The organism is Pseudomonas faucium (assembly GCF_021602585.1).
Lineage (GTDB): Bacteria > Pseudomonadota > Gammaproteobacteria > Pseudomonadales > Pseudomonadaceae > Aquipseudomonas > Aquipseudomonas faucium.
In genome coordinates, this window is the sequence record NZ_BQIP01000022.1 from 1 (window position 1) to 26,089 (window position 26,089).

General features: G+C 64.6%; 27 protein-coding genes. 8 read left to right on the top strand and 19 right to left on the bottom strand.

All coding sequences use genetic code 11. The features are described 5' to 3' along the window. A partial coding sequence (locus tag L6D75_RS21500; protein WP_236193818.1) for an NRDE family protein occupies window positions 1-547 on the top strand: 547 nt, incomplete at its 5' end. 100 nt (window positions 548-647) lie between these two features. Here the strand turns inward: L6D75_RS21500 and ptsP are convergent. Then, the gene (gene ptsP, locus L6D75_RS21505) at window positions 648-2,927 is read right to left on the bottom strand and encodes a phosphoenolpyruvate--protein phosphotransferase (protein ID WP_176517780.1); all 2,280 of its coding nucleotides are present in this window, start codon (window positions 2,925-2,927) and stop codon (window positions 648-650) included. A 22-nt stretch (window positions 2,928-2,949) separates the two neighbouring features. After that, complete coding sequence (locus L6D75_RS21510) at window positions 2,950-3,429, bottom strand: RNA pyrophosphohydrolase (RefSeq protein ID WP_003249017.1); 480 nt, start codon at window positions 3,427-3,429, stop codon at window positions 2,950-2,952. A gap of 141 nt (window positions 3,430-3,570) precedes the next feature. Between L6D75_RS21510 and L6D75_RS21515 the strand changes: the two genes are divergently transcribed. After that, window positions 3,571-4,227 (top strand): histidinol-phosphatase, encoded by a 657-nt coding sequence (locus L6D75_RS21515; protein ID WP_176517781.1) that lies wholly within the window; start codon window positions 3,571-3,573, stop codon window positions 4,225-4,227. A 114-nt stretch (window positions 4,228-4,341) separates the two neighbouring features. Here L6D75_RS21515 and L6D75_RS21520 read toward each other — a convergent pair whose 3' ends face one another. Together L6D75_RS21520 and ilvA are read right to left on the bottom strand one after the other, a co-directional pair. After that, window positions 4,342-4,767, bottom strand: a complete 426-nt coding sequence (locus L6D75_RS21520; protein ID WP_176517782.1) for a DUF2269 domain-containing protein — start codon at window positions 4,765-4,767, stop codon at window positions 4,342-4,344. A gap of 38 nt (window positions 4,768-4,805) precedes the next feature. Beyond that, the gene (gene ilvA, locus L6D75_RS21525; RefSeq protein ID WP_176517783.1) at window positions 4,806-6,320 is read right to left on the bottom strand and encodes a threonine ammonia-lyase, biosynthetic; all 1,515 of its coding nucleotides are present in this window, start codon (window positions 6,318-6,320) and stop codon (window positions 4,806-4,808) included. Between the two features lie 132 nt (window positions 6,321-6,452). Between ilvA and rpiA the strand changes: the two genes are divergently transcribed. Then, window positions 6,453-7,127, top strand: a complete 675-nt coding sequence (rpiA, locus tag L6D75_RS21530; RefSeq protein ID WP_176517784.1) for a ribose-5-phosphate isomerase RpiA — start codon at window positions 6,453-6,455, stop codon at window positions 7,125-7,127. Window positions 7,128-7,207: 80 nt separating this feature from the next. On the opposite strand, the gene L6D75_RS21535 is transcribed toward rpiA, so the two are convergent. The 4 genes from L6D75_RS21535 to L6D75_RS21550 form a co-directional block, all read right to left on the bottom strand. After that, entirely contained in the window at window positions 7,208-8,110 is a 903-nt protein-coding gene (locus L6D75_RS21535) for an SdiA-regulated domain-containing protein (RefSeq protein WP_176517785.1), read from the bottom strand. Between the two features lie 85 nt (window positions 8,111-8,195). Then, entirely contained in the window at window positions 8,196-9,128 is a 933-nt protein-coding gene (locus tag L6D75_RS21540) for an SdiA-regulated domain-containing protein (RefSeq protein ID WP_176517786.1), read from the bottom strand. 190 nt (window positions 9,129-9,318) lie between these two features. Beyond that, window positions 9,319-9,984, bottom strand: coding sequence for a fumarylacetoacetate hydrolase family protein (locus tag L6D75_RS21545; protein ID WP_176517787.1), 666 nt, complete (start codon window positions 9,982-9,984; stop codon window positions 9,319-9,321). Between the two features lie 24 nt (window positions 9,985-10,008). Beyond that, window positions 10,009-11,406: an FAD-binding oxidoreductase gene (locus L6D75_RS21550; RefSeq protein WP_176517811.1), complete on the bottom strand. Its 1,398-nt coding sequence runs from the start codon at window positions 11,404-11,406 to the stop codon at window positions 10,009-10,011. Between the two features lie 171 nt (window positions 11,407-11,577). On the opposite strand from L6D75_RS21550, the gene serA reads away from it, so the two are divergent. Continuing rightward, on the top strand, window positions 11,578-12,807 hold the full coding sequence (gene serA, locus L6D75_RS21555) for a phosphoglycerate dehydrogenase (protein ID WP_176517788.1): 1,230 nt from the start codon (window positions 11,578-11,580) through the stop codon (window positions 12,805-12,807). 53 nt (window positions 12,808-12,860) lie between these two features. Here serA and L6D75_RS21560 read toward each other — a convergent pair whose 3' ends face one another. Continuing rightward, the gene (locus L6D75_RS21560; RefSeq protein WP_176517789.1) at window positions 12,861-13,337 is read right to left on the bottom strand and encodes a DUF4399 domain-containing protein; all 477 of its coding nucleotides are present in this window, start codon (window positions 13,335-13,337) and stop codon (window positions 12,861-12,863) included. Window positions 13,338-13,538: 201 nt separating this feature from the next. Between L6D75_RS21560 and L6D75_RS21565 the strand changes: the two genes are divergently transcribed. Then, the gene (locus tag L6D75_RS21565; RefSeq protein ID WP_176517790.1) at window positions 13,539-14,027 is read left to right on the top strand and encodes a substrate-binding periplasmic protein; all 489 of its coding nucleotides are present in this window, start codon (window positions 13,539-13,541) and stop codon (window positions 14,025-14,027) included. Between the two features lie 98 nt (window positions 14,028-14,125). On the opposite strand, the gene L6D75_RS21570 is transcribed toward L6D75_RS21565, so the two are convergent. After that, window positions 14,126-14,623, bottom strand: a complete 498-nt coding sequence (locus L6D75_RS21570) for a 2-thiouracil desulfurase family protein (RefSeq protein ID WP_176517791.1) — start codon at window positions 14,621-14,623, stop codon at window positions 14,126-14,128. After that, window positions 14,610-15,242, bottom strand: a complete 633-nt coding sequence (locus tag L6D75_RS21575) for a 2OG-Fe(II) oxygenase (protein ID WP_176517812.1) — start codon at window positions 15,240-15,242, stop codon at window positions 14,610-14,612. Before L6D75_RS21575 ends, L6D75_RS21570 begins: the two co-directional genes overlap by 14 nt. Window positions 15,243-15,355: 113 nt before the next feature. Here L6D75_RS21575 and L6D75_RS21580 point away from each other — a divergent pair, with 113 nt between their 5' ends. Further along, window positions 15,356-16,108: a DUF2059 domain-containing protein gene (locus L6D75_RS21580; protein ID WP_176517792.1), complete on the top strand. Its 753-nt coding sequence runs from the start codon at window positions 15,356-15,358 to the stop codon at window positions 16,106-16,108. Here the strand turns inward: L6D75_RS21580 and bipL are convergent, their stop codons facing one another. Further along, window positions 16,109-17,035: a phospholipase BipL gene (bipL, locus tag L6D75_RS21585; protein ID WP_176517793.1), complete on the bottom strand. Its 927-nt coding sequence runs from the start codon at window positions 17,033-17,035 to the stop codon at window positions 16,109-16,111. It abuts the gene before it with no gap. A gap of 196 nt (window positions 17,036-17,231) precedes the next feature. Here bipL and L6D75_RS21590 point away from each other — a divergent pair, with 196 nt between their 5' ends. Further along, the gene (locus L6D75_RS21590) at window positions 17,232-17,801 is read left to right on the top strand and encodes a DUF6436 domain-containing protein (RefSeq protein WP_176517794.1); all 570 of its coding nucleotides are present in this window, start codon (window positions 17,232-17,234) and stop codon (window positions 17,799-17,801) included. Here the strand turns inward: L6D75_RS21590 and L6D75_RS21595 are convergent. After that, window positions 17,780-18,346 carry a sugar O-acetyltransferase gene (locus L6D75_RS21595; protein WP_176517795.1) on the bottom strand — a complete coding sequence of 189 codons (567 nt, stop codon included), beginning with the start codon at window positions 18,344-18,346 and terminating at the stop codon, window positions 17,780-17,782. The genes L6D75_RS21590 and L6D75_RS21595 overlap by 22 nt on opposite strands. Window positions 18,347-18,430: 84 nt before the next feature. Here L6D75_RS21595 and L6D75_RS21600 point away from each other — a divergent pair, with 84 nt between their 5' ends. Beyond that, window positions 18,431-20,797, top strand: a complete 2,367-nt coding sequence (locus L6D75_RS21600; RefSeq protein ID WP_176517796.1) for a penicillin acylase family protein — start codon at window positions 18,431-18,433, stop codon at window positions 20,795-20,797. A 108-nt stretch (window positions 20,798-20,905) separates the two neighbouring features. Here L6D75_RS21600 and L6D75_RS21605 read toward each other — a convergent pair whose 3' ends face one another. The 6 genes from L6D75_RS21605 to L6D75_RS21630 form a co-directional block, all read right to left on the bottom strand. Beyond that, on the bottom strand, window positions 20,906-21,778 hold the full coding sequence (locus L6D75_RS21605) for a transporter substrate-binding domain-containing protein (RefSeq protein ID WP_176517797.1): 873 nt from the start codon (window positions 21,776-21,778) through the stop codon (window positions 20,906-20,908). Further along, window positions 21,775-22,548 carry an amino acid ABC transporter ATP-binding protein gene (locus L6D75_RS21610; protein WP_176517798.1) on the bottom strand — a complete coding sequence of 258 codons (774 nt, stop codon included), beginning with the start codon at window positions 22,546-22,548 and terminating at the stop codon, window positions 21,775-21,777. The genes L6D75_RS21605 and L6D75_RS21610 overlap by 4 nt, the downstream gene beginning before the upstream one ends. Further along, on the bottom strand, window positions 22,545-23,204 hold the full coding sequence (locus L6D75_RS21615; RefSeq protein WP_176517799.1) for an amino acid ABC transporter permease: 660 nt from the start codon (window positions 23,202-23,204) through the stop codon (window positions 22,545-22,547). Before L6D75_RS21615 ends, L6D75_RS21610 begins: the two co-directional genes overlap by 4 nt. Then, a complete protein-coding gene (locus tag L6D75_RS21620; RefSeq protein ID WP_176517800.1) occupies window positions 23,185-23,850 on the bottom strand; it encodes an amino acid ABC transporter permease in 666 nt (221 codons plus the stop codon). The genes L6D75_RS21615 and L6D75_RS21620 overlap by 20 nt, the downstream gene beginning before the upstream one ends. Window positions 23,851-24,268: 418 nt before the next feature. Further along, on the bottom strand, window positions 24,269-25,054 hold the full coding sequence (locus L6D75_RS21625) for a MetQ/NlpA family ABC transporter substrate-binding protein (protein WP_176517801.1): 786 nt from the start codon (window positions 25,052-25,054) through the stop codon (window positions 24,269-24,271). A 176-nt stretch (window positions 25,055-25,230) separates the two neighbouring features. Then, the gene (locus L6D75_RS21630) at window positions 25,231-26,061 is read right to left on the bottom strand and encodes a sigma 54-interacting transcriptional regulator (RefSeq protein WP_176517802.1); all 831 of its coding nucleotides are present in this window, start codon (window positions 26,059-26,061) and stop codon (window positions 25,231-25,233) included. Window positions 26,062-26,089: the final 28 nt, after the last annotated feature.

Below are 26,089 nucleotides of genomic sequence, written 5' to 3' on the forward strand. Positions count from 1 at the left end.
CAACATTCGCGAACCGGGCCAGCCGCTCGGGCCGCGCAGCCGCGGCGAGCTGGTGGCGGGGTTCCTCAAGGGTGAGCTGGGTGTCGAGGCTTACCTGGACCAGGTCGCCAGCCGCAGCGGGCAATATTCGGGGTTCAACCTGCTGGTGGGCGACAGGGGCCGGCTGGGCTACCTGCATGCCCGGGATGCGGCGCCGCAGCTGCTTGAGGCAGGGGTGTACGGGCTTTCCAATGCCGGGCTGGATACGCCTTGGCCAAAACTGGTGAAGGCCCGCGCGGGGCTGGAGGGCTTGCTGGAGTCGGCGCAGCCGCAGCAGTTACTGGCCTTGCTGGCCGATGCGGAGCCGGCGGCGGACAGCGAACTGCCGGAGACGGGGGTGGGGGTGGCGACCGAGAAGCTGCTGTCGAGCGTGTTCATTGCCAGCCAGAACTACGGAACGCGGGCCAGCACTGTGTTGATTGTCGATGATCAGGGCAGAAGGCGGCTGATCGAGCGCAGTTTCGGGCCGTTTGGCGGGCACTTGGGGGAAGTCGAGTTGATGGTCTGACGGGCCTCATCGCCGGCAAGCCGGCTTCCACAGGAGTCCCCACATTTCCTGAGCTGTGGGAGCCGGCTTGCCGGCGATAGGGCCAGCAGGTACAGCACACCTATAAAGTCTTGTTCGCCCCAGGCCCGATCATCCGCGCCAAGCCAAGGTTCTTCAGCGCCAGCTGCAGCGAGCTGTGGATAACTTGCGGGTTGTCATGGCTCATGGCCTCGGCCAGCAGCTCCTGGGCCTTGCTCATGTTCATCTGGCGCAGCATCCACTTCACCTTCGGCAGGTTGGTGGCGTTCATCGACAGGCTGTCGAAGCCCATGGCCATCAACAGGATCGCCGCCGCCGGGTCACCGGCCATTTCGCCGCAGATGCTCACCGGCTTGCCTTCGCCATGGGCATCGCGCACCACGGTATTCAGGGCCTGCAGCACCGCCGGGTGGAGGTAGTCGTAGAGGTCGGCGACCCGCGGGTTGTTGCGGTCGACCGCCAAAAGGTACTGGGTCAGGTCGTTGGAGCCGACCGACAGGAAGTCCACCTGCCGCGCCAGCTCCTTGGTCTGGTACACGGCCGCCGGAATCTCCACCATCACCCCCACCGGCGGCATCGGCACATCGGTACCTTCGTCGCGCACCTCGCCCCAGGCGCGGTGGATCAGGTGCAGGGCCTCTTCCAGCTCGTGGATGCCCGAAATCATCGGCAGCAGGATGCGCAGGTTGTTCAGGCCTTCGCTGGCCTTGAGCATGGCGCGGGTCTGGACCAGGAAGATCTCCGGGTGGTCGAGGGTCACGCGGATGCCGCGCCAGCCCAGGAACGGGTTCTCTTCCTTGATCGGGAAATACGACAGCGACTTGTCGCCGCCGATGTCGAGGGTACGCATGGTCACCGGCAGCGGGTGGAAGGCCGCCAGTTGCTCGCGGTAGATCGCCAACTGCTCCTTTTCGCTGGGGAAGCGCTGGTTGATCATGAACGGCACTTCGGTGCGGTACAGGCCGACACCTTCGGCGCCACGCTGCTGGGCACGGGCGACATCGGCGAGCAGGCCGGTGTTGACCCACAGCGGCATGCGGTGGCCGTCGGGGGTGACGCAGGGCAGTTCGCGCAGGGCATCGAGGCCCTGGGCCAGCTGGCGTTCTTCCTCGACCACTTCGCTGTACTGCTTGCGCAGCACGTCGCTGGGGTTGGTGAACACCTCACCCTTGTAGCCGTCGACGATCATCTCGATGCCGTCGACCTTGGAATACGGCAGGTCGACCAGGCCCATCACCGTGGGGATGCCCATGGCCCGGGCGAGGATGGCAACGTGCGAGTTACCCGAACCCAGCACCGACACCAGGCCCACCAGCTTGCCTTCGGGCACTTCGCCGAGCATGGCCGGGGTCAGCTCTTCGCTGACCAGGATGGTGTTGTCGGCATACACCAGCGATTGCGAGCGGGCTTCCTGCAGGTAGGCCAGCAGGCGGCGGCCAAGGTCCTTGACGTCGGAGGCGCGCTCGCGCAGGTAATCGTCGTCCATCAGCTCGAAGCGGTTGACGTGCTCGCCGACCACCTGGCGCAACGCGCCCTGCGCCCATTGGCCGGTCTTGATGACTTCCATCACCTCGCCGCCCAGGGCCGCGTCTTCGAGCATCATCAGGTACACGTCGAACAGCGCGCGCTCTTCCGGGCGCAGCTGGGTGGCCAGCTTGGCCGACAGCTTGCGCATGTCTTCGCGCACGCCTTCGAGGGCGTTCTGGAACAGTTTGAGTTCGCCGTCGATGTCTTCGACGGCCTTGTCCGGCACCACTTCGAGGTCGGCCGGCGGCAGCATCACCACCGCCCGCCCGACCGCAGCGCCCGGCGAGCCTGGCACGCCGACGAAGCGCGCTTCCTGGATGCCCTTGCCCTGGCGGCCCAGGCCACGAATCGAGCCGGTGGCCTCGGCATGGGCGATAACCCCGGCGAGCTGCGCGCTCATGGTGACCAGGAAGGCCTCTTCGCCTTCATCGAACTGGCGGCGCTCTTTCTGCTGGATGACCAGCACGCCCACCACCCGGCGGTGGTGAATGATCGGCGCGCCGAGGAACGAGGCGAACTTCTCTTCACCGGTTTCGGCGAAGTAGCGGTAACGCGGGTGATCGGCGGCGTTTTCCAGGTTCAGCGGCTCTTCCCGGGTACCGACCAGGCCGACCAGGCCTTCGTTGGGGGCCATGCTGACCTTGCCGATGGAGCGCTTGTTCAGGCCTTCGGTGGCCATCAGCACGAAACGGTTGGTTTCCGGGTCGAGCAGGTACACCGAGCAGACCTGGCTGCCCATGGCCTCCTTGACGCGCAAGACAATGATCCCCAACGCCGTCTTGAGATCTTTGGCGGAGTTCACTTCCTGGACGATCTTGCGCAGCGTATTGAGCATGGCTCGGGGTCGAACTCCGTCGTCAGTCGCGCGTCAGCAGACGCGGTGCTAGCTCTTTCAGGGCGCGGCGGTATACCTCGCGCTTGAATGTCACCACCTGGCCCAGCGGATACCAATAGCTGACCCAACGCCAGCCGTCGAATTCCGGTTTGCCGGTCAGGTCCATCCGCACCCGTTGCTCATTGCTCACCAGGCGCAGCAGGAACCACTTCTGCTTCTGGCCGATGCACAGCGGTTGGCTGTGGGTGCGGACCAGACGCTGGGGTAAACGATAACGCAACCAGCCGCGGGTGCAGGCAAGAATTTCCACATCATCGCGTTCAAGGCCAACTTCTTCGTTCAGCTCGCGGTACAGGGCATCTTCCGGCGTCTCGTCAGGGTTGATACCACCCTGCGGGAATTGCCAGGCATCCTGGTTGATCCGCCGAGCCCATAGCACCTGCCCGGCATCATTCGTAAGAATGATCCCGACATTGGGGCGAAAACCATCCGGGTCGATCACGGCAGCAACCTCGCAAACGCATGTCACCGCATTGTTCCACAAAGCCTGCGAGCGCAGCAACGCGCCCGCCAAGCTTATGTGCAGCGCGGTGAAAACTCCGTATTCTGCGGGGCTACCCTGTAGCTGATGCGAGTACCCGCGATGCGCCTGGCTTTATTCGACCTGGACAATACCCTCCTCGGTGGCGACAGCGACCATGCCTGGGGTGACTACCTGTGCGAGCGGGGCATTCTCGACCCGGTCGCCTACAAGCAACGCAACGATGCCTTCTATCAGGACTACCTGAACGGCACCCTGGACCTGCAGGCCTACCTGGCCTTTTCCATGGAAATCTTCGCGGCCACCGAGCCCGCGCAACTCGACCAGTGGCATGGCGAATTCATGCGCGACTGCATCGAGCCGATCATCCTGCCCAAGGCCCTGGCCTTGTTGCAGCAGCACCGCGAGGCCGGTGACCAGCTGGTGATCATCACCGCCACCAATCGTTTCGTGACCGCGCCCATTGCGCGCCGCCTGGGCGTGCGCGTGCTGCTGGCCACCGAATGCGAGATGCGCGATGGCCGCTATACCGGGCGTAGTACCGATATACCGTGCTTCCGTGAAGGCAAGGTGACGAGGCTGGAGCGCTGGATGCTGGAGAACGGCTTCGATCTGGAGGACAGCTATTTCTATAGCGACTCGATGAATGATTTGCCGTTGCTGGAGCGGGTGACGCACGCGGTGGCGGTGGATCCGGACCCTAAGCTGCAGGTGGAGGCCGAGCGGCGTGGGTGGCCGGTGATTTCGTTGAGGGATTGAGAATGCCGGGGCCGCTTTGCGGCCCTTTCGCGACACAAGGCCGCTCCTACCGGGGGGCGCGTTCTCTGTAGGAGCGGCCTTGTGTCGCGATGGAGGGCGAAGCCCTCCCCTGCCTCAAACCGGCTTGGCGCCCATCAGCCCGGCAATGGACAAGAAGCACACCCCACTGAACACCGCCAGGGCCAGGGTAAACCGCAACCCCACCACCTCGGCCCTGCGCAGCCGGTTCAGGCGCACCAGCAGCCACCACACGGCAAACGCGCCAAGCGTATAGATGACGCTGGACGCCAGCACCCACGCCTGCCCCAGCGGCCAGCCGACCAGATGCACCAGCCACCAGCCGGTGAACGGCATGCTCACCAGGCACACGCCCATCAGCAACCAGACGAACACCAGCGGCCGGCGCAGCAGCTTGGCATAAGCCTCTGCATCACCCTGGCGGCGGGCACGTACTGTCCAGATCGCCAGGCCCAGTGCGCCCAGCAGCAGCACGGCTGTGGCGATGATGTGCAGCGTCTTGAGGGTTGTCAGGTGTTCCATGGCTTCATGTCCTTGAGCGGTAAGGCAAGCTTAGCCGCTCAGCCCAGGAACAGCCGATAGGCCGGGTTATCGGTTTCGTCCCAGTACGGGTAGCCAATCTTGGCCAGCGCCGCCGGCACCAGGTGGCGCTCGTCTTCGGGCACCTGCAGCCCCGCCACCACGCGCCCATCGGCGGCGCCGTGGTTGCGGTAGTGGAACATCGAGATGTTCCAGCGCCCGCCCAGCTTGTTGAGGAAGTTGAACAACGCCCCCGGCCGCTCGGGGAACTCGAAACGCAGCACGATCTCGTCGCGGGCGCCGGCCGAATGGCCACCGACCATATGGCGGATGTGCAACTTGGCCAGCTCGTTGTCGGTCAGGTCGGTGACCGGGAAGCCCTGCTCGGTCAACTGCTGCACCAGCGCGGCGCGCGGGTCGTTTTCCGGGTGGGTCTGCACGCCGACGAAGATGTGCGCCTCGTCGGAGGTGTGCTTGCGGTAGTTGAATTCGGTGATCTGGCGCTTGCCGATGGCCTCGCAGAAGGCCTTGAAGCTGCCCGGGCGCTCGGGGATGGTCACGGCGATGATCGCTTCGCGCTTCTCGCCCAGCTCGGCACGCTCGGCCACGTGGCGCAGGCGGTCGAAGTTGACGTTGGCGCCGGAGTCGATGGCCACCAGCGTCTGCCCGGTGACGCCCTTGAGCTCGACATACTTCTTGATCCCGGCAACGCCCAAGGCGCCGGCAGGTTCGGTGATCGAGCGGGTATCGTCGTAGATGTCCTTGATTGCCGCACAGATCTCGTCGGTGCTGACGGTCACCACCTCATCCACATGCAGGCGGCAGATGTCGAAGGTGTGCTGGCCGATCTGCGCCACCGCCACGCCATCGGCAAACAGCCCGACCTGCGGCAGCACCACGCGCTCGCCAGCAGCCATGGCTGCCTGCAGGCAGTTGGAGTCGTCCGGCTCCACACCGATCACCTTGATTTCCGGGCGCAGGTACTTCACGTAGGCGGCAATGCCGGCGATCAGGCCACCGCCACCGACCGGCACGAAGATCGCGTCCAGCTGGCCAGGGTGTTGGCGGAGAATTTCCATGGCCACGGTGCCCTGGCCGGCGATGGTGTGCGGGTCGTCATAGGGGTGGATATAGACGAAGCCCTTCTCATCGACCAGTTTCAGCGAATAGGCCAGCGCCTCAGGGAACGAGTCGCCGTGCAGCACCACCTTGCCGCCCCGCGAACGCACGCCTTCGACCTTGATCTCCGGGGTGGTCTTGGGCATCACGATGGTGGCCTTGATGCCCAGCTCGCGGGCCGCCAGGGCCACACCCTGGGCGTGGTTGCCGGCCGAGGCGGTGACCACGCCACGGGCCAGTTCTTCAGGGCTCAGTTGCGCCAGCTTGTTGTACGCCCCACGGATCTTGAAGGAAAACACCGGCTGCAGGTCTTCGCGCTTGAGCAGAATCTGGTTGCCCAGCCGCTTGCTCAGCTGTGGGGCGCTCTGCAACGGGGTTTCGACAGCGACGTCGTAGACGCGCGAGGTGAGGATCTTCTTGACGTACTGTTCGAGCATCGGGAAAGCATCACTGGCCGCGGGACAAGGGCTGCGAGTCTACCCCAGCGCTACGTCGGGCGACCACAGCAAAGCCGCCCAAGCCGTTATACTAGGCAACTTTGAAACCGCCCTGCCCCTTTCGGAGCCCGCATGACCCAGGACCAACTCAAACAGGCCGTCGCCCAGGCCGCTGTCGACTTCATTCTGCCCAAGCTGGATGAAAAGAGCGTCGTCGGCGTCGGAACCGGTTCGACCGCCAACTGCTTCATCGACGCCCTGGCAAAGCACAAGACCGCCTTCGACGGCGCGGTCGCCAGCTCCGAGGCCACGGCCCAGCGCCTGAAGGGCCATGGCATCCCGGTGTATGAGCTGAACAGCGTCAGCGAGCTTGAGTTCTACATCGACGGCGCCGACGAAAGCGACGCGCACCTGAACCTGATCAAGGGCGGCGGCGCGGCGCTGACCCGCGAGAAGATCGTCGCGGCCGTGGCCAAGACCTTCATCTGCATCGCCGATGCCAGCAAGCTGGTACCGGTGCTGGGCGCCTTCCCGCTGCCGGTCGAAGTGATCCCGATGGCCCGCAGCCACGTGGCGCGCCAGCTGGTCAAGCTGGGCGGCGACCCGGTGTACCGTGAAGGCGTGGTGACCGACAACGGCAACGTGATCCTCCACGTGCACAACCTGCAGATCACCAACCCGGTGGAGCTGGAAGCGCAGATCAACGCCATCGTCGGCGTTGTGACCAACGGCCTGTTCGCGGCGCGCCCGGCCGACCTGCTGCTGCTGGGCACCTCCGAAGGCGTGAAGAGCCTCAAGGCCGAGTGATGCCATCACCGGCAAGCCGGCTCCTACAGCGCACAACCCTGTGGGAGCCGGCTTGCCGGCGATAGGGCCGCAAAGCCCAGTCAATCCGCCGGCTGCTTGAACACATAGAACAGGTTCGGCTCACTGACCAGGTAGATGGTCCCCGCCTCGTCCATCGCAATCCCTTCCGCCTGCGGCACCGTCTCCTTCAACCCCTGGAACCCCTTGCGCAACGACAAGGTACTCAGCGGCCTGCCCTGAACATCCAGCTCCAGCACCAGCCGCGACTCATCCGACAGCGCCAGCAAGTGCCCACTGCGCTCATCGAACTGAAGGCTGGAAAGATCACGCACGAACAACCGCGAATCGCGCTTGCGGTCCTGCACCACGTGCACCGCGTAAGGCTGCTCGGGGTTCTCGTGGGGGAAGCCCAGCACCTCGTAGATCAGCATCGGGTCACGCTCCTTGGCCACGAACAGGCGCTTGCCTGCAGAGTCGTAGGCCAGGCCTTCGAAGCCCTTGTTACCGTTCAGGCCAATGCCCAGGGACAGCTGCTCGGCATCGCCGGCATCGAGAAACGGCGTGTCGTCTTCGACGCGCACGCGGATCAAGCGCTGCTGGCGCTCATCGGTAATCACGTAGCTGTTGGGGCCGATGTACTCCACGGCTTCCGGGTCGCCGAAGCCGGTCAATGGAATGCGCCGCAGGATGCGGCCATCGAGGGACAGCTCGATCAGCTCGGAGCGGGCGTTGGTCACCGTGAACAGGGTCTTGCGGTCGGGGTCGTAGGTCAGCGCCGAAAGGTCATCATCAAGCCCCTCGACAGGCTGCGCCTCGACCACCACCCGGTAGCGGTCCAGGCCCATGCTCTGCTCAGCCGGCTGCCACCAGGTCTTGAGGTTGAACCAGGTGCGCTCGAACAGGCGAAACTCCTGCCCGGCCAGGCCCAGTAGCAGCAACCCGGCAATGACAAGAAGCAATGGCAGACGAACATAACGGCGCATAAAGGCAGACTCGGCTCAGGGGGTGGCGAATCTAACCATGGGTGTCTGAAGTAAAGCTTAATCCCAGCGTCGGAATGATCTGAAGCTATTGTGGGTTCTTTTTGAAGCGATAGAAGAGTGCCGGTTCGCTGACCATGTACAGGTTGCCCTGGTCGTCCATGGTCACCCCTTCGGCCCGCGGGATGGTGTCCTTGAGGCCGTTGAAGCCACCCAGCAGGGTCATGAAGCTGACCTGCTGGCCTTGCTCGTCGAGCTCCAGCAGCATGTTGGAGTCGGCCGACAGCACCAGCAGATGCCCCGTGCGCGGGTCGACGGAAAGCGCCGAGAGGTTGCGCAGGTCAAGCTCGTCGCTTTCCAGCGCCTGTTTTTCACCCTTGAGCGGGGTGCGCCCGTCGGTCGCCCAGGTGTACAGCTTCGGCGGCCGTTCCTGGCCGATCACCAGGCGCTGGCGCATCGGGTCCCAGGCGATGCCTTCGTAACCCTTGTTGCTCTTGGGCGACGGGCCCAGGTCGTGGCTCTGGAAATCGGCATGGTTGAGCGATTTGGTTTGCCCATCCACCTTGACCACGGTCAGGTCATGCAGGCGTTCATCGGTAATGGCCAGCTGGCCATCTTCGAGCACGGCGACGCCTTCGGGGTTGTTCCAGCCCACCAGGGGGATCTGGCGCAGCACATCGCCTTCCAGGCTGAGCTCGACCAGGAACGGGTTCTTGCCCATCACGGCGAACAAGGTGCGGGTCTGGGGGTTGAACGCCACGTCCGAGGCTTCGTCATCGTCCATGCCCGGCAGCGGCTTGGCATCGATATCGACCTGGTAGTCCGGCAGCCACACGCTTTCGCTGCGCTCGGCGCTGCTTTCGAAGCCTTCCTTGACCCACAGCAGCCCGCGGTCATCCCAGTGCATGGCCACCGACAGGCCATAGCCGATCACCGCAGCCACGGCCAGGGCGAATGGCCAGCGCCGGTAGAAGCGGCGTTTTGGCTTGGGGGTCGAGGATGCGCTGGAAGAAGAGGCCATGCAGGGGTTCCTGGTGAAATGGGCGAAGATTCGCGCATTATCCGGATGGGTTGTGAAAAAACGGTAAACCGCGTTGCTTGCGCGCTCACTGTGGGAGCCGGCTTGCCGGCGATGAGGCCCTTAGTGGTTTGCAGGGGCCCTATCGCCGGCAAGCCGGCTCCCACAGAGAGAGAAGGTGCTCAGTAAAGGCTCAGAGCACCCGGCTCTCGAAGCGGCTCACACCCGGCAGCTCCAGCACCAGCTCATCGCCCACATTGAACGGGCCAACGCCAGCCGGCGTGCCGGTGAGGATCACATCCCCCGCCTGCAGGGAGAAATGCCGGGCCATGTACTGGATCATCGGCACGATCGGGTTGAGCATCATGGCGCTGTTGCCATCCTGGCGCACTTCGCCGTTGACGGTCAGGCGCACCGGGATATCGGTTACATCTTCAAAGGCTGCGGCGGAAACGAACGGCGGCAGCACGCAGGCGCCGTCGAAGCTCTTGGCCAGTTCCCAGGGCAGGCCCTTCTCCTTGAGCTTGGCCTGCACGTCGCGCAGGGTCAGGTCCAGCGCCGGCGCATAACCGGAAATGGCGTCCAGCACCTCCTCCTCGGAGGCATGGGTGGACAGCGACTTGCCCAGCAGCACGGCAATTTCCGCCTCGTAGTGCACCGAGCCACGCTCGGTCGGGATCTTGAAGCCACCTTCCAGCGGCACCACGCAGCTACCCGGCTTGATGAACAGCAGCGGCTCGCTGGGGATGGGGTTGTCCAGTTCCTTGGCGTGCTCGGCGTAGTTGCGGCCGATGCACACCACCTTGCCCAGCGGGAAGTGGATGCGCGTGCCGTCTACGTACTGGTGCTGGTAACTCATGGCCGACTCCTAGGCTGCTGCTTTTTATTCGGGAGCGAAGATCTTACCCGGATTCATGATGCCGTTAGGGTCGAACACGGCCTTTATTGCCTTCATGCAGGCAATTTCATCAGCCGAGCGGCTGTACCCCAGGTAGTCGCGCTTGGTCATGCCCACGCCATGCTCGGCGGAGATCGAGCCGTTGTAGCGCTGGACGATCTCGAACACCCATTTGTTGACCTTGGTGCACGAGGCAAAGAAGTCATCCTTGCTCATGTGCTCGGGCTTGAGGATGTTCAGGTGCAGGTTGCCGTCGCCGATATGGCCGTACCAGACCACTTCGTAGTGCGGGTAGTGCTCGCTGACGATGGCATCGATGTCGCGCAGGAACGCCGGCACCTTGGAAACGGTGACGGAAATGTCGTTCTTGTAGGGTGTCCAGTGGGAGATGGTTTCCGACAGGTATTCGCGCAGCTTCCACAGGTTCTTGAGCTGGGTTTCGCTCTGGCTCATCACCCCCTCCAGCACCCAGCCTTGTTCCACGCAGTGCTCGAAAGTAGCCAGCGCCTCGTCGGCCACCGATTCGGTGCTGGCCTCGAACTCCAGCAGGGCATAGAACGGGCAGTCGGTGGCGAACGGCGCCGGCACATCGCCCCGCGCCAGGATCTTGGCCAGGCCCTTGTCGGAGAAAAACTCGAACGCGGTGAGGTCGAGCTTGCCCTGGAAGGCATGCAGCACCGGCATGATCGAATCGAAATCCGGCGTGCCCAGCACCATCGCGGTAAGGTTGCGCGGGGCGCGGTCCAGGCGCATGGTCGCCTCGACCACGAAGCCCAGCGTGCCTTCGGCGCCGATGAACAACTGGCGCAGGTCGTAGCCGGTGGCGTTCTTGATCAGGTCCTTGTTCAGCTCGAGCAGCTCGCCCTTGCCGGTGACCACCTTCAGCCCCGCCACCCAGTTGCGGGTCATGCCGTAGCGGATCACCTTGATGCCGCCGGCGTTGGTGCCGATGTTGCCGCCAACCTGGCTGGAGCCGCTGGAGGCGAAATCCACCGGGTAATAAAGGCCCTGCTCTTCGGCAAACGCCTGCAGCTGGCGGGTAATGACCCCTGGCTGGCAGACCACGGTGCGGTCGAAGGCGTTGAAGTCGAGAACCTGGTTCATGTAGTCGAACGAGACCACCACCTCGCCATTGGCCGCCACGGCCCCGGCCGACAGCCCGGTGCGGCCGCCCGACGGCACCAGGGCAATATGATGGCGATTGGCCCAGCCGACGATCGCCTGCACCTGCTCCACGGTCCTCGGGAACACGATGGCCGAGGGCGCGGGCGGATAATGCTTGGTCCAGTCCTTGCCGTAGGCCTCCAGGGAAGCCGGGTCGGTGAGGACCTTGCCCGGGTCAACAAGGGTCATCAGTTCATCAATTACCGCCGGGTGAGTCATCGCTGGAACTCTCGACTTATTCATAGTCACCCTGAGCACTCTTCACCTGTCGGGATAAGCTCAGATTGTGTCGCGTATGCTAGCATAGCCCTCCCGCTGTTCATGCTAAGGCCGCCGCTGCGCCTAGCATCACCCCTCGCCATTTTTTCTCCGGGATACAGGTTTACGCAGATGAGCAAGACTTCTCTCGACAAGAGCAAGATCAGGTTCCTTCTTCTTGAAGGTGTGCACCAGAACGCGGTCGATACCCTCAAGGCTGCCGGCTACACCAACATCGAATACCTCACTGGTTCGTTGCCGGAAGCCGAGCTGAAGGAAAAGATCGCCGATGCCCACTTCATCGGCATCCGCTCGCGCACCCAGCTGACTGAAGAGATCTTCGACTGCGCCAAGAAACTGGTCGCCGTCGGCTGCTTCTGCATCGGCACCAACCAGGTCGACCTGGAAGCTGCCCGCGCCCGCGGTATCGCCGTGTTCAACGCGCCGTACTCCAACACCCGTTCGGTCGCCGAACTGGTGCTGGCCGAAGCCATCCTGCTGCTGCGCGGCATCCCCGAGAAAAACGCCTCCTGCCACCGTGGCGGCTGGATCAAGAGCGCGGCCAACTCCTTCGAAATCCGTGGCAAGAAGCTGGGTATCGTCGGTTACGGCTCGATCGGCACGCAACTGTCGGTACTGGCCGAGAGCCTGGGCATGCAGGTCTACTTCTACGACCCGCTGACCAAGCTGCCGCTGGGCAACGCCGTGCAGGTCACCAGCCTGCACGAGCTGCTGGGCCTGGCCGACATCGTGTCGCTGCACGTGCCTGAGCTGCCATCCACCCAGTGGATGATCGGCGAGAAGGAAATCCGCGCGATGAAGAAGGGCTCGATCCTGATCAACGCCGCCCGCGGCACCGTGGTCGAGCTGGACCACCTGGCCGCCGCGATCAAGGACAAGCACCTGATCGGCGCCGCCATCGACGTGTTCCCGGTCGAGCCGCGCTCCAACGACGAAGAGTTCGAAAGCCCGCTGCGTGGCCTGGACAACGTGATCCTGACCCCGCACATCGGTGGCTCCACCGCCGAAGCCCAGGCCAACATCGGCCTGGAAGTGGCCGAGAAGCTGGTCAAGTACAGCGACAACGGTACCTCCGTATCGTCGGTCAACTTCCCGGAAGTGGCGCTGCCGGCCCACCCAGGCAAGCACCGCCTGCTGCACATCCACGAAAACATCCCGGGCGTGCTCAGCGAGATCAACAAGGTCTTCGCCGAGAACGGCATCAACATCTCCGGTCAGTTCCTGCAGACCAACGAGAAAGTGGGTTACGTGGTAATCGACGTCGACGCCGAGTACTCCGACCTGGCGCAAGAGAAACTGCAACAGGTCAAGGGCACCATCCGCTCGCGCGTCCTGTTCTGAGCGTAAGCGCTGGATGAAAAAGGGAGGCCCTGGTGGCCTCCCTTTTTTTGTACTTACTTCACCTCGACGGTGATCTTCTTCGACTCGACACTGGGTTTGAACGGCACGTGGTACTGGTCGCCCAGCACCAGTTGCAGCGTGTGCTTGCCTGGGGCCAGGGTGATGGTGGCCTCGGTCTGCGCCTTGCCAAAATGCAGCACTTGCGGGCCGGCCGGCAGCGCTACGCCGCTCTCGGGCATCAGGCTGGTCGGCAGTGGCTGGTCGGCGACAGGTTCCTTGTCGACGTCTACCAGCAGGTGATGATGGCCCGTGTGCGGCGTCTGGTCGCCTGCAGGCTTGAGGCCCATGCCCTCGATGCCGAACTTGACGGTGAAGGTCTTGTCGACCGTGGCGCCATCGGCGGGGGAAACGATGAAGACCTTGGCATCCTTGGGCGGCTCCTGGCTCTTGAGCGCATCCGCGGCGCTGGCCACCACTGCGGCCCCCATCAGCAGACCGGCAACCGCAGCACGCGAAAATAGGCTGTTCATTCACTTCTCCTGTGATTCACTTAAAGACCGCCGCCACTAAAAACCTGTGGCGGCGGAAGTTCACCATAGCCCACAAAGAGAAATATTTCAGTTAGGGTTAAACCTCGCCAAGGCTTCAAGGTCATAGGCTGCGCTCGACCGCAACGAAGGAACAAAGTTGCGGCGCTCGTTATTTATCTGCCAAAGAAAAAGGGGCACTACATGCGTTCGACCATAGGCGTACTGCTTGCAGTACTGATCACGCCATTGGCTCAAGCCGAGCTGATTGACGACATCGCCGACCGGGGCGAACTGCGCATTGCCGTGCAGGCCGACAATTCACCGTATGCGTTCAAGGAAAACGACCATCTGACCGGTTTCGACATCGAGTTCGGCCAGGAGCTGGCCAAGCAGCTGGACCTGCGCGCCGAGTTCATCGAAACCCCCGCGGCAGAGGTGCTGCCCGGGGTGGAAAGCGGCAAGTACGACGTGGCGCTGACCCCGTCGAGCGAAACGCCCAAGGGTGACGGCCCGCTCGATGTGAGCCTGCCGTTCGGCGAGAAGAAGCTGGTGATCCCGTTCCAGAAGGACAACCCGGCCTTCGAGAGCGCCGTGAACAACGCACTGCAACGGCTCAAGGACAGCGGGCGTACTGCCGAGCTCGAGCAGAAGTGGTTCAAGGGTGTGCAGGAGACCGCTGCCGGGCAGTAGCCACCACTGGCCTCATCGCCGGCAAGCCGGCTCCCACAGGGTTCGAGGTTGCCCATGTGGGAGCCGGCTTGCCGGCGATGGGGCCCGCAGCCTCAACCTCAAACTTCAGCCAACGCCCGCTGCGCCTCGTCCAGCTCCAGCTCGCTGAACACCAGCACCCCTTCACGCCGCAGCAACGCCGTGGTCACCCCCTCTCCCGGCACCTTCACCCCACTGAACGTGCCATCGTAGGTCAACCGGTTACCACAAGACGGGCTGCCCGCCTTGAGCACCGCCACGCGGATGCCATGCCGGCGCACCAGCCGCAGCGCCTGCTGCGCCCCGGCCAGAAAGGCCGCACTGACATCCTCGCCCGCCACCGTCAGCACCTGCGCGCCGCCGTCGAGCACCGCCGCGCCCTGCCCGCCCGGAATCTCCGCAGGCGGCCGTGGCGTCGGCAGCCCACCGGCCACCTCGGGGCACAACGGCACGACCCGGCCTTCGGCCTGCCACCGCTGCAACAGGCCCGGGTGCCCGCTGGCTCGCCCGTCGTAGCGCACCGGCTGGCCCAGCAGGCAGGCGCTGACCAGCACCTTGGGCAGGTCAGAACAGGTCATTGCCACGGCGCCTGAACCAGCCGGTCAACGACAGCCGATCCCGCAGGGCGGGCAGCACTTCATGGGGGACTTCACCCGACAGAAACACCACCAGGCTGCCGGCCTGGGGCGCCACATCGTGCTCCACGCCGCCCTTCAGGAACATGCGCAACTGCCCGCCATCCTGTGCCTGCCAGTTTTCGTTGAGGTACAGCACCGCCGAAACCATGCGCCGGTCATCGTCGCGAAAGCGGTCCAGGTGCCGGCGGTAGAAGGCCCCAGGCGGGTACAGGGCAAAGTGGCACTCGAAGTCTTCAAGCCCGAGGAACAGGCCCTGGTTGATGGCCAGGCGCAACTGGTCCATGGCCGCCAGGTACTGATCGCAGGCGTCGGCCTGGCCGGGGTCGATCCACTGGATCTGATCACCGCGGATGGCCTCACGCACTTCCTGGGCAACACCGCGCCCCACCCCGGCCGGGTTGAGTTCGCCTTCGGCATCGCGGCGCCGGCATTCGGCTGCGAGCGCGCGCACCAGGTCGGCGGGCAGGAACAGTGCCTGCTGGGACCAGCCATGGGTGGCCAGATCGTCGACGACGGCCGCAAGCATCGGGTGTTCAGGGGATATGTGCATGGCGCGCATCATATCCATAAGCCCTGCACTCGCACAGCGCCACTTGGCCGAGAAACACGCGCCTATCTCGACAAACCGGCGTTTTGCCACGGACAATAGCCACCTGCCGACAGGAGTCCTTAATGCACCGTCTGTTTTCCCTGTTCTTGCTGATGATCTGCACCATGCCTGTCTGGGCAGACAGCCTCGATGAGCTGTACAAGGCGGCCGGCTGGCCCGACCAGCGCGCCCACTTCAACGACGCCCTGGGCGCCGCCCAGCAGCGCTACCGCAACAGCCTGCCGCCGGCGGTCTACCAAGCACTGGTCGACAACAGCAACCAGCGCTTCCAGGCCCAGGCCATGGACCGGCGGGCCCAGGCGCAGCTGCGCGCGACCCTGCCCGACCCGGCGCCGGCGCTGGCGTTCTTCCAGTCGCCACTGGGGCGCAAGATCGTCGCCGCCGAACTGCTGGCCACGCGCAAGGACCAACTGGCCAAGAACGCCAAGGGCCTGCCGAAGATGCAGGCCAGCGACAACCGGCTCCTCATCATCGGCCACCTGGCCCAGGCGCTGCCTGCCCGCGAAGCGGGTGCCGAGGTCAGCCTGGCGATTGCCGGGGTAGCCGCCGACAGCTTGAGCTCGATGATCCCCGGCCTGTTCGGCGGCGGTCAGGCGCAAGGCCTGCTCGACGGCCAACGCCAGCGGCTGATGAACCAGATCGGCGCCGACCTCAACAACACGCTGCTGTACGTCTACCGCGACCTGTCGGACGCCGAACTCGAAGAGTTCGCCACCTTCGCCGAATCGCCGCAAGGCAAGGCCTACTACCAGGCCGCCATGGCGGCCGTGCGCGCGGGCCTGGCGGTGGGGCAGAACGGCGCAGACCTGAAGTAGTCAGCCCAGGCGCTGGTCGATGAAGTCGAAATAGCGCTGGCGGATGCCCGGCAGCTCGTTGGCCAGGTGGTGGCGGGCCTCGGGCAGCAGCAGAATGTGCGGCTGGTCGAACTTGGCCTTGAGCACCTTGAGGTTGTAGGGCCAGTCCACCGTGCCGTCCGCCTCGCCCTGCACGATCAACGGCCGCCGGCTGCTGGCCGGCGCCGCCTCGATGCGCTTCACCCAGGCCATCAACGCCCCCACCCACGCCGTTGGCAGGCGCCGCGGTTGCAGTGGGTCGGCCTCCAGGAACGGCAGGAAGTTCGGGTCGTTGGTGTTTTCGCTGAAGCGCCGCTCGATGCCGTTGACGAAGTGACGCAGCACCCGGTAACTGAACTTCGACCAGCGCCAGGCACGCGGCCGCACCAGCGGCGCGAGCAGGATCGTCTGCCCATCGATGGGGCTCTGCGCGCCCTTGTGCAGCAGATGGTCAACGGCGATGGCACCGCCCGTGCTCTGCCCGCACAGATGCCAAGGGCTTGGTAGCTCGAGCTGCCGAGCCTGTTCGAACAAGGCATCGAGCACCTGCTGGTAGATCGCGAAATCGCTGATGCTGGCTCGCTCGCCGCTGGACAGGCCGTGGCCTGGCAGGTCGCAGCTGATGACCGCGTAACCCAGCTTCAACGCCCACTCGATCACGTGCCGATACAGGCCCATGTGGTCGTAGTAGCCGTGCAGCAGGAACAAGGTCGCGACGGGCTGCTGCGGCACCCACACCTGGCCGACCAGCTCGAAGCCCGCTGCCTGGAAGCCCCCCAGCCAGCTTTGCAGCGGCAGGTCCAGGCCATAGAAGCGCTGGTAGTGCTGCGCCTCGGCAGACAACAGCTGGCGTGCGCCAAGGGGCGCGAGGCTGGCGCGCAGGCGGTCGGGGTGAAAAGCAGCAGGCATGGGTACATCCACAGCGAAGCGAGTATTGACCTGGGATATTCAGCTCTGGGCTGCATCATGGCAAGCTTGGGACACCTGCACCGGCCCTGTCGCCGGCAAGCCGGCTCCCACAATGTTCGCGGCGAAGCGCAACCTGTGGGAGCCGGCTTGCCGGCGACAGGGCCAGTGAATCCACCTCAAGGCCCCAGCGCACCCCATGCAGACCCGCCTAGCCAAACCAACCCTCACCGCGCTCGCGTTGCTACTCGGCGCCGCAATCCTCTGGCAGGCGTACTCCAGCTTCCAGTCCCGCTACCTGCGCCCCTTCGACAACCAGGCCACCCTCTTCGACGGCAGCCAACTGCGCCTGCCCGCCGAGCTCGCCGGCCCCGGCCCGATCCGCGTGGTGCATTTCTGGGACCCGACCTGCCCGTGCAACGTCGGCAACCAGCAGCACCTGGGCGACCTGGTCAGCCAGTTCGCCAGCCAAGGCGTGGCCTTCCACGTCGTGCAGAAGCCAGGCACCCACGGCCAGTTGCCCGCCAACCTCGCCAGCCTCGAGCCCATCGCCCAGCTGCCCGGCAGCGAGCACCTGCCGGCATCCCCCGCCGTGGCCATCTGGGACCGCCAGGGCCACCTCGCCTATTTCGGCCCCTACAGCGAAGGCGCCGTTTGCAACGCCAGCAACAGCTTCATCGAACCGATCCTCAAGGCATTGCTCGACGGCCGCCAGGTCAGCGCGTCCAACACCTTGGCGGTGGGCTGCTATTGCCCCTGGGCCGGCTGACGCACCCGCGCCGGGTTGCCCATCACCACGGCGCCGGCCGGCACATCGCGGGTCACCACGCTGCCGGCGCCCACCACGGCGTTGTCGCCGATGCTCACGCCAGGCAGGATGATCGCCGCGCCACCGATCCACACGTTATTGCCGATGCTCACCGGCCGCCCGCTTTCCAGGCCGGTGCGCCGCACTTCGGGGTCCAGCGGGTGGTCCGCGGTGTAGATCTGCACGGCCGGGCCGATCTGGCAGTCGTCACCGATGTGCACTGGCAGCACGTCGAGGATCACGCAGTTGAAGTTCATGAAGCAGTTGCGCCCCACGCGGATGTTGTAGCCGTAGTCGCAATAGAACGGCGGGCGAATCACCGTGCCTTCGCCAACATGGCCGAAGTGTTCGGCGAGCAGGCCGTTGCGGGCGTCGTTGAGCAGTTCGACGCTGTTGTTGTAACGGTGCATCCAGTGCTTGTTGGCAATCTGCTCGGCTTGCAGCTCGGGGCAGCCGGCGTGGTAGAGCTGGCCGCTGAGCATTTTCTGTTTTTCGCTGAGGGACATGGGATCTCCTGTGGGGGCTATGCTCTGTCCGGAATCCGTCGATGATCGGACCACAGTTTCCGCTCGAATGCACAAGGAGTTTCGATGAAGCGCAGCCTCACCCTGTTGGCCGTGGCGGTGGTGGCAGTGGCCGCCGGCGCCGGTTACTGGTACGTGCAGAGCAAGCTGCCGCAACGCGAGGGCGAGGTGGCGATCAGCGGGTTGCAGGCGCAGGTCACCGTGCGCTACGACGCCCGCGGCGTGCCGCACCTGCAAGCGCAGAACGAGCAGGACCTGTACCGCGCCCTGGGCTACGTGCACGCCCAGGACCGCTTGTTCCAGATGGAAATCATGCGCCGCCTGGCCCGTGGCGAGCTGGCCGAGGTGCTGGGCGACAAGCTGCTGCCTACCGACACGCTGTTTCGCAGCCTGCGCATCCGCGAGCAGGCGGCGCTGATGGTGCAGCGCCAGGACCACCAGTCCCCCGCCTGGCAAGCGCTGCAAGCCTACCTCGATGGCATCAATGCCTGGCAGGCCAGCCACCGCAAGCCGATGGAGTTCGACCTGATCGGCATCACGCCGCGGCCGTTCACCGCTGAAGACACCCTGAGCATCGCCGGCTACCTGGCCTACAGCTTCGCCGCCGCATTTCGCACAGAACCTGCACTGACCTACATCCGCGACCAGCTCGGCCCGCAGTACCTGAAGATCTTCGACCTCGACTGGCAGCCCGACGGCGCACTGGCCCCCCCACTGGCGGCAGCCGACTGGCAGAGCCTGGAAGCACTGGCCCGCCTCAGCCACGAGGCCCTCAGCGACGCCGGCATCCCGCAGTTCGAAGGCAGCAACGCCTGGGCCGTTTCCGGCAGCCGCACCCGCAGCGGCAAGCCCTTGCTGGCCGGCGACCCGCACATCAGCTTCGCGGTACCGGCGGTGTGGTACGAGGCCGAGCTGTCGGCGCCGGGCTTCAACCTGTATGGCTACTTCCAGGCGCTCAACCCGTTCGCGCTGCTCGGGCACAACCGCGACTTCGGCTGGAGCCTGACCATGTTCCAGAACGACGACGTCGACCTGATCGCGGAAAAGACCAACCCCGCCAACAGCGAGCAAGTGCTGGTCGATGGCCAGTGGCGCACGCTGGAAAAGACCCAACAGCAGATCGCGGTCAAGGGCGAGCAGCCTGTCACCATCAACCTGCGCCGCTCGCCCCACGGGCCGATCGTCAACGACGTGCTCGGCGCCACGGCCGGCACCACGCCGATTGCCATGTGGTGGGCGTTTCTGGAAACCGAAAACCCGATCCTTGACGGTTTCTACCAGCTCAACCGCGCCGATACCCTGGCCAAGATGCGCGAAGCGGCAGCCAAGGTGCAGGCACCGGGGCTCAACTTCGTCTGGGCCAACGCCCGCGGCGATATCGGCTGGTGGGCCGCCGCGCAGCTGCCGATTCGCCCGGACGGGGCCAACCCGGCGTTCATCCTCGATGGCGCCAGCGCCCAGGCCGACAAGCTGGGTTTCTACCCGTTCAGCGTCAACCCGCAACAGGAAAACCCGGCCAGTGGCTACATCGTCTCGGCCAACTTCCAACCACCCGCCGTGGTGAGCATTCCGGGTTACTACAACCTGCCGGACCGGGGCCGCCAGCTCGATCGCCACCTGACCGACCCGCAGGTGAAGTGGGACACCAGCAACAGCCAGGCGCTGCAACTCGATACCGCCAGCGACTACGGCCCGCGCACCTTGGCGCCGCTGCTGGCGACCTTGCGCAAGGTCGCCCAGGGCGACGAGGAAAAGGAGCTGGTCGAGCAACTGGCGGCCTGGCGCGGCGATTACCCGCTGGACTCCACCAGCGCCACGCTGTTCAACCAGTTCCTCTTCGACCTGGCATACGCGGCGCTGCATGACGAACTGGGCGACACCTGGTTCCCGGTGCTGATCAGTACCCGCGCCATCGATGCCGCGCTGCCGCGCCTGGCCGCCGACGCCGGGTCGCCGTGGTGGAACACCAAGGGCGCCAACCAGCGCAGCGACCGCACCAGCGTGGTACGCCTGGCCTGGCAGCAAAGCCTCAAGCACCTGCGCGAAACCTTCGGCAACGACCCGGCAAGCTGGCAGTGGGGCAAGGCCCATACCCTGACGCACAACCATCCGCTGGGGGTGAAGAAGCCGCTGAACCTGCTGCTCAACGTCGGGCCGTTTGCCGCGCCGGGCACGCACGAGGTGCCCAACAACCTGTCGGCGAAGCTGGGGCCAGCGCCATGGCCAGTGAACTACGGGCCTTCGACACGGCGGCTGATCGACTTTGCCGACGCCGGGCAGGCGCTGACCAGCAACCCGGTCGGGCAGAGTGGGGTGCCGTTCGACAGGCACTATTCGGATCAGGCACAGGGGTATATCGAGGGGCGGTATCAGCGGGCGCAGATGGGGGTGATTCCGGCGCAGAGCACGTTACGGTTGCTGCCTGGTCGGTAAAGGGCTGCTTCGCAGCCCATCGCCGGCAAGCCGGCTCCTACAGGAGCAGCGGCGCCCTCACTGTGGGAGCCGGCTTGCCGGCGATGGGCCGCAAAGCGGCCCCGCATTTCAACCCTGCCACTTGCCCCCTTCGACGATCACGCTCTCAGGCTTGGTGTCATCGCTCAGTTCCTTGCGCACATACTGGTCATACAGCTTGAGCAGGAACTTCTCCTCGCCCAGCTTGGCCAGCTCGGCATTCACCCAGTCACGCAGCTCGGTGTTGCCCTTCTTCACCGCCGGCGCAATCGGCGCCTCTTCGCCCAGCAGCTGCGGCAACACGCGGTAACCCGGGTTCTGCTTGGCCCAGCTGAACAGGATCAGGTTGTCCTGGGCGTAGGCGTCGCCACGGCCGGCGGCCAGCGCTTGCAGCGATTCGCTGTTCTTCTCGAACTTCAGCAGCTTCCAGTCCGGGTGGTGCTTGCTCAGCCAGATGTCTGCCGTAGTGCCGGTGGTGACGATGGTGGTCTTGCCGGCCAGGTCATCGAGCTTCTGCACCGCGCTGCCGTCGGCGACGATGGCCTGCACGGCCACGCGCAGGTTGGGGTTGGTGAAGTCCACCGCTTCCTTGCGCTCGGGTGTCACGGTCATGTTGGCGAGGATCAGGTCGACCTTGTCGCTTTGCAGGAACGGGATGCGGCTGGCTGGCTCGACGGCGACGAACTCCACCTTGTTCTCGTCGCCGAGCAGGTCCTTGGCCAGGCGCCGGCCGATGTCGGTGTCAAAACCCACATAGCGGCCGCTTTCATCGACGAAGCCGAACGGCGGCTTGTCGGTGAACACGCCGACGATCAGCTTGTCACGCGCCTTGATGGTTTCCAGGTAGCTGGTCGCAGGCGATGCCGCGGCAGGCTTGGCGGGTTCCTCGGCCTTGTTGCAGCCGGCCAGCAGGGCCAGGCCGAACAGCGGCGCCAGCAGTTTTGTAAGGGGGGCAGTTTTCATGACAGTTCCTTATGCAGTGTCTTGGGCAGGCTTTCGACGAAGGAGAATTTGTCCAGGAACTGCTGCGCTCGTGCGGTCCGCGGCTGGCTGAAGAAGCTCTCGGGGTCGCTCTGTTCAAGGATCCTGCCGGCCTCCATGAACACGATTCGGTCGGCCACCGCGCGGGCGAAGGCCATTTCGTGGGTAACGATAAGCAAGGTCATGCCGTCGCGGGCCAGGCCCTGGATCACCTGCAGCACCTCCTTGACCATCTCCGGGTCGAGGGCAGCGGTCACCTCGTCGAACAGCATCACCTGCGGGTTCATGCACAGCGCGCGGACGATGGCGATGCGCTGCTGCTGGCCGCCGGACAGCTGGCGCGGGTAGGCGTCGCGCTTGTCCAGCAGGCCGACGCGGGCCAGCAGGGCTTCGGCCTGGGCCTGGGCTTCGGCGCGCTCGCGCTTCTGCACCTTGAGCGGGCCCAGCAGCAGGTTGTCGATCACCCGCATGTGGCCGAACAGGTGATAGCTCTGGAACACCATGCCCACCCGCTGGCGCACCTGGCGCCAGTCGGTGTCAGGTGCCAGTAGCGCTTCGCCGGCCAGGCGCAGCTGGCCGCTGTGCGCATCTTCCAGTCCATTGAGGCAGCGCAGCAGGGTGCTCTTGCCGCAGCCGCTGGGGCCGAGGATCACCACCACTTCGCCGGCCTCTACCTTGAGGTCGACATCCTTGAGCACCTGGTGCTCGCCGAAATACTTGTTGAAACCCTGGAATTCGATCAGTGCGCTCATGAGTGGGCCCAGCGCCGCTCCAGCACGCGCGAGGCGGCGGACAGCGGGTAACAGACGATGAAGAAGAACAGGAACAGCGCGCCGTAGATCAGCACCGATTCGTAGGTGCGCTCGATGATCTGCTGGCCCACCTTGATGACATCGACCACACCGATCAGCACCGCCAGCGAGCTGGTCTTGATGATCCGCGTGTAGATGTTGATGGTCGGCGGGGTCATGCGCTTGAGCGCCTGGGGCAGCAGCACATGGCCGTAGAGCTGGGCGCCGGACAGGCCGATCGACAGCCCCGCCTCACGCTGCCCGCGCGGCAGCGACTGCAAGGCGCCGCGCACCACTTCGCCGACCTCGCTGGCGCCCCACAGCCCGAGCACCAGCACCGCGCACCAGAAACTGGGGATGCTCAAGGCGAAGAAGATCGGCAGGCCGAAGAACACCAGGTACAACCACACCAGCACCGGGATCGCCCGGAACAATTCGAGGTAGACCTGCAAGGCGATGTTCAGCAGGCGATTGCCGAGGGTTGCCAGCACGCCGTAGAGCACGCCACCGAGGGTCGCGAAAACGATGCCCAGGGCCGAGATGGCCAGGGTTTGCGCCGCGCCACGGCCAAGCTGCGGCAGCGACACCAGCAGCAGGTCAAACGCCGAACTGGCCATGTTGCAGCCTCCTTTCCAGGTAGCGCAGCAGCAGCGACAGGGGCAGGAACAGCAGCACGCAGAGCAGCGTCAGCACGGCGAGCATTTCGTAGGTCTTGTAGTAGAGGGCGATGTAGTTCTTGGTGGTGTAGAGAATCTCGGGCACGGCCACGGCCGACACCACCGTGGTTTCCTTGAGCAGGAAGATGAAGTTGGCGAACAGCGCCGGCAGGCTCAGAAGGCCCGCCTGGGGCAGGATCACATGGCGCAGCAGCTGGCCTTCGGAAAGGCCGATGGCGCGCCCGGACTCCAGTTGCGCACGCGGCACCGCCTCGACACCAGCGCGCAGCACTTCGGTGAGGTAGGCGCCGCCCATGAAGGTCATGGTGATGATCGCCGCAGCGAAGCCGGAGATGTTCAGGCCCAGGCTGGGCAAGGCGAAGTAGACGAAGAACAGCTGGATCAGCAGCGGCGTGTTGCGCGCCAGCTCCACGTAGCCCTGCACCAGGCGCCACAGGTAGGGCGTGCGCAAGACCAGCAGGGTGGCATTGACCAGGGCGACCAGCAGCGAAGTGGCAATGGCGATCAGGCCGACCTGCAAGGTCACGCCCACGGCCTTGAAGAATGCCGGAAGTGTACTAAGAATGAAGGCGGTGTCGAAGGTCATGGAACGGGCCTCGACAGCGTGTTTGGGAAGTACGGCATGGGCAAGTTCTACCGGGTGCGCAGTGCACGATCAGTAGACTCTAAAGGTATAAAAAACTTTTAATAAATACCTTTATTGCATATTGATATCACTGAAACTTTACTGCCAGGGATGCCTCAAACAGCTTTAGAACGCGGCTTGCAAGGCCATCAAACCAACAAGGACGATAACGATGAATTGCCCCTGCTCAACCGATAGCAATGAACAGATTCTGTGGCTGATGGCGTTGCGCCGGGCGCTTGGCAGCTGAACATTGATTTACCTGGGCTGGCCCTATCGCCGGCAAGCCGGCTCCCACACGGCAGCATCCACTCGCCACAAACAAAAACGCCGGCGCAAAATGCGCCGGCGTTTTCGATTGCAGGGTCAGCCAGGCGAGTCAGAACGCCGGCAGCACCGCACCGCTGTACTTCTTGGCGATGAATGCCTTCACTTCAGGGCTGGTCAGGGCCTTGGCCAGCTTCTGGATCGCATCGCTGTCCTTGTTGTCCGGGCGCGCCACCAGGAAGTTCACGTAAGGCGAGTCGCTGCCCTCGATCACCAGCGCATCCTTGGCCGGGTTCAGGCCCGCTTCCAGTGCGTAGTTGGTGTTGATCATGTCCAGGTCGACCTGGTCCAGCACACGCGGCAGCATGGCCGATTCCAGCTCGCGGAACTTCAGCTTCTTCGGGTTCTCGGCGATGTCTTTCGGCGTGGCCAGGGCATTTTTCGGGTCTTTCAGGGTGATCAGGCCAGCCTTCTGCAGCAGGATCAGCGCGCGGCCGCTGTTGCTGCCTTCGTTGGGAATGGCAACGGTGGCGCCATCCTTGAGCTCGGACAGGTTCTTGATCTTCTTCGAGTAGCCACCAAACGGCTCGACGTGCACGCCTACCACGGTTTCCAGGTGAGTGCCCTTGCCTTCGTTGAAGCTCTTGAGGTACGGCAGGGTCTGGAAGTAGTTGGCGTCCAGGCGCTTCTGGTCGACCTGCACGTTAGGCTGCACGTAGTCGGTGAAGACCTTGATTTCCAGGTCCACGCCTTCCTTGGCCAGGGTTGGCTTGATCAGCTCGAGGATCTCGGCGTGGGGCACCGGGGTGGCGGCAACCACCAGTTTCTCGGCAGCGGCGGCCAGGCCGGAGAACGACAGGGCAGCGGCCAGGGCCGTGGTCAGCAGGGTCTTGTTCATGGTGGTCCTTGTTCTGTTTCTGGCCATCGGCGATGGCAAAAAGTCGGTTGCCCAACCGGTTCACCCGGGAGCGTGAGGCGGACAATACCGAGATTTTTTATTCCGGAACAATATCTTTTAATTCGCTGCTTATTCCGAAAACAAATAGCCATCACGGCATTCGCTTATACCGATGTCTAGCGCGCCAGGTCCGGCAGGTCGAGGTCTTCGGGCTGGATCTCTTCGCTGTCATTGACCAGCAAGGCGAAGTGGATGACGTTCTCCAGTTCGCGGGTGTTGCCCGGCCAGGCATGGGCCTCCAGCAGCTGTTGCGCGGCTTCGCTGATCAGCGGCAGCGAGCGCTGCAGGCGCACGCAGTAGATGCCCACGAAGTACTCGGCCAGCGGCAGGATATCGCCGCGCCGCTCGCGCAGCGGCGGCAACTCCAGGGCGCCTTCGAGCAGGTACTGGTACAAACGCTCGTTGAAGCGCCCGGCACGCACTACCCGCGCCAGGTCGATGCTGGTGGCGGCCACCAGGCGCACATCCACCGCCTGCGGCTGCTGCGCGCCCACCCGGGTGACTTCGCGGTTTTCCAGCGCTGCCAGCAACTTGCCCTGGATCTCCAGCGGCAGGTCGGCGATTTCATCCAGGTACAAGGTGCCGCCGTTGGCCGAACCGAACCAGCCGGCACGGCTGCTGGCGGTGCCACCCTGGGCTCCGGCGCTGTAGCCGAACAGCTCGGCATCGGCGTAGGTCGGGCTGATGGCGGCGCAGTTGACCGACACGAACAGCCCTGCCCGGTCGCTGGCGCGGTGGATCTGCCGCGCCAGCAATTCCTTGCCGGTGCCGGTCTCGCCGCGGATCAACACCGGCAATGCTTGCGGCGCCAGCCGTTCCAGCGCCTGGCGCAGTTGCTGCGAGCGGGGGTCGATGAACACCAGGGCCTTGGCGCGGATGCTCAGCGGGCTCTTGTCCAGTTCGGGGAAGGTCAGCAGCGGCTGGCCGAAGGGGTTTTGAAAAGTCATGCGTAACTCCCGCCCCGGGCTGTAGGTG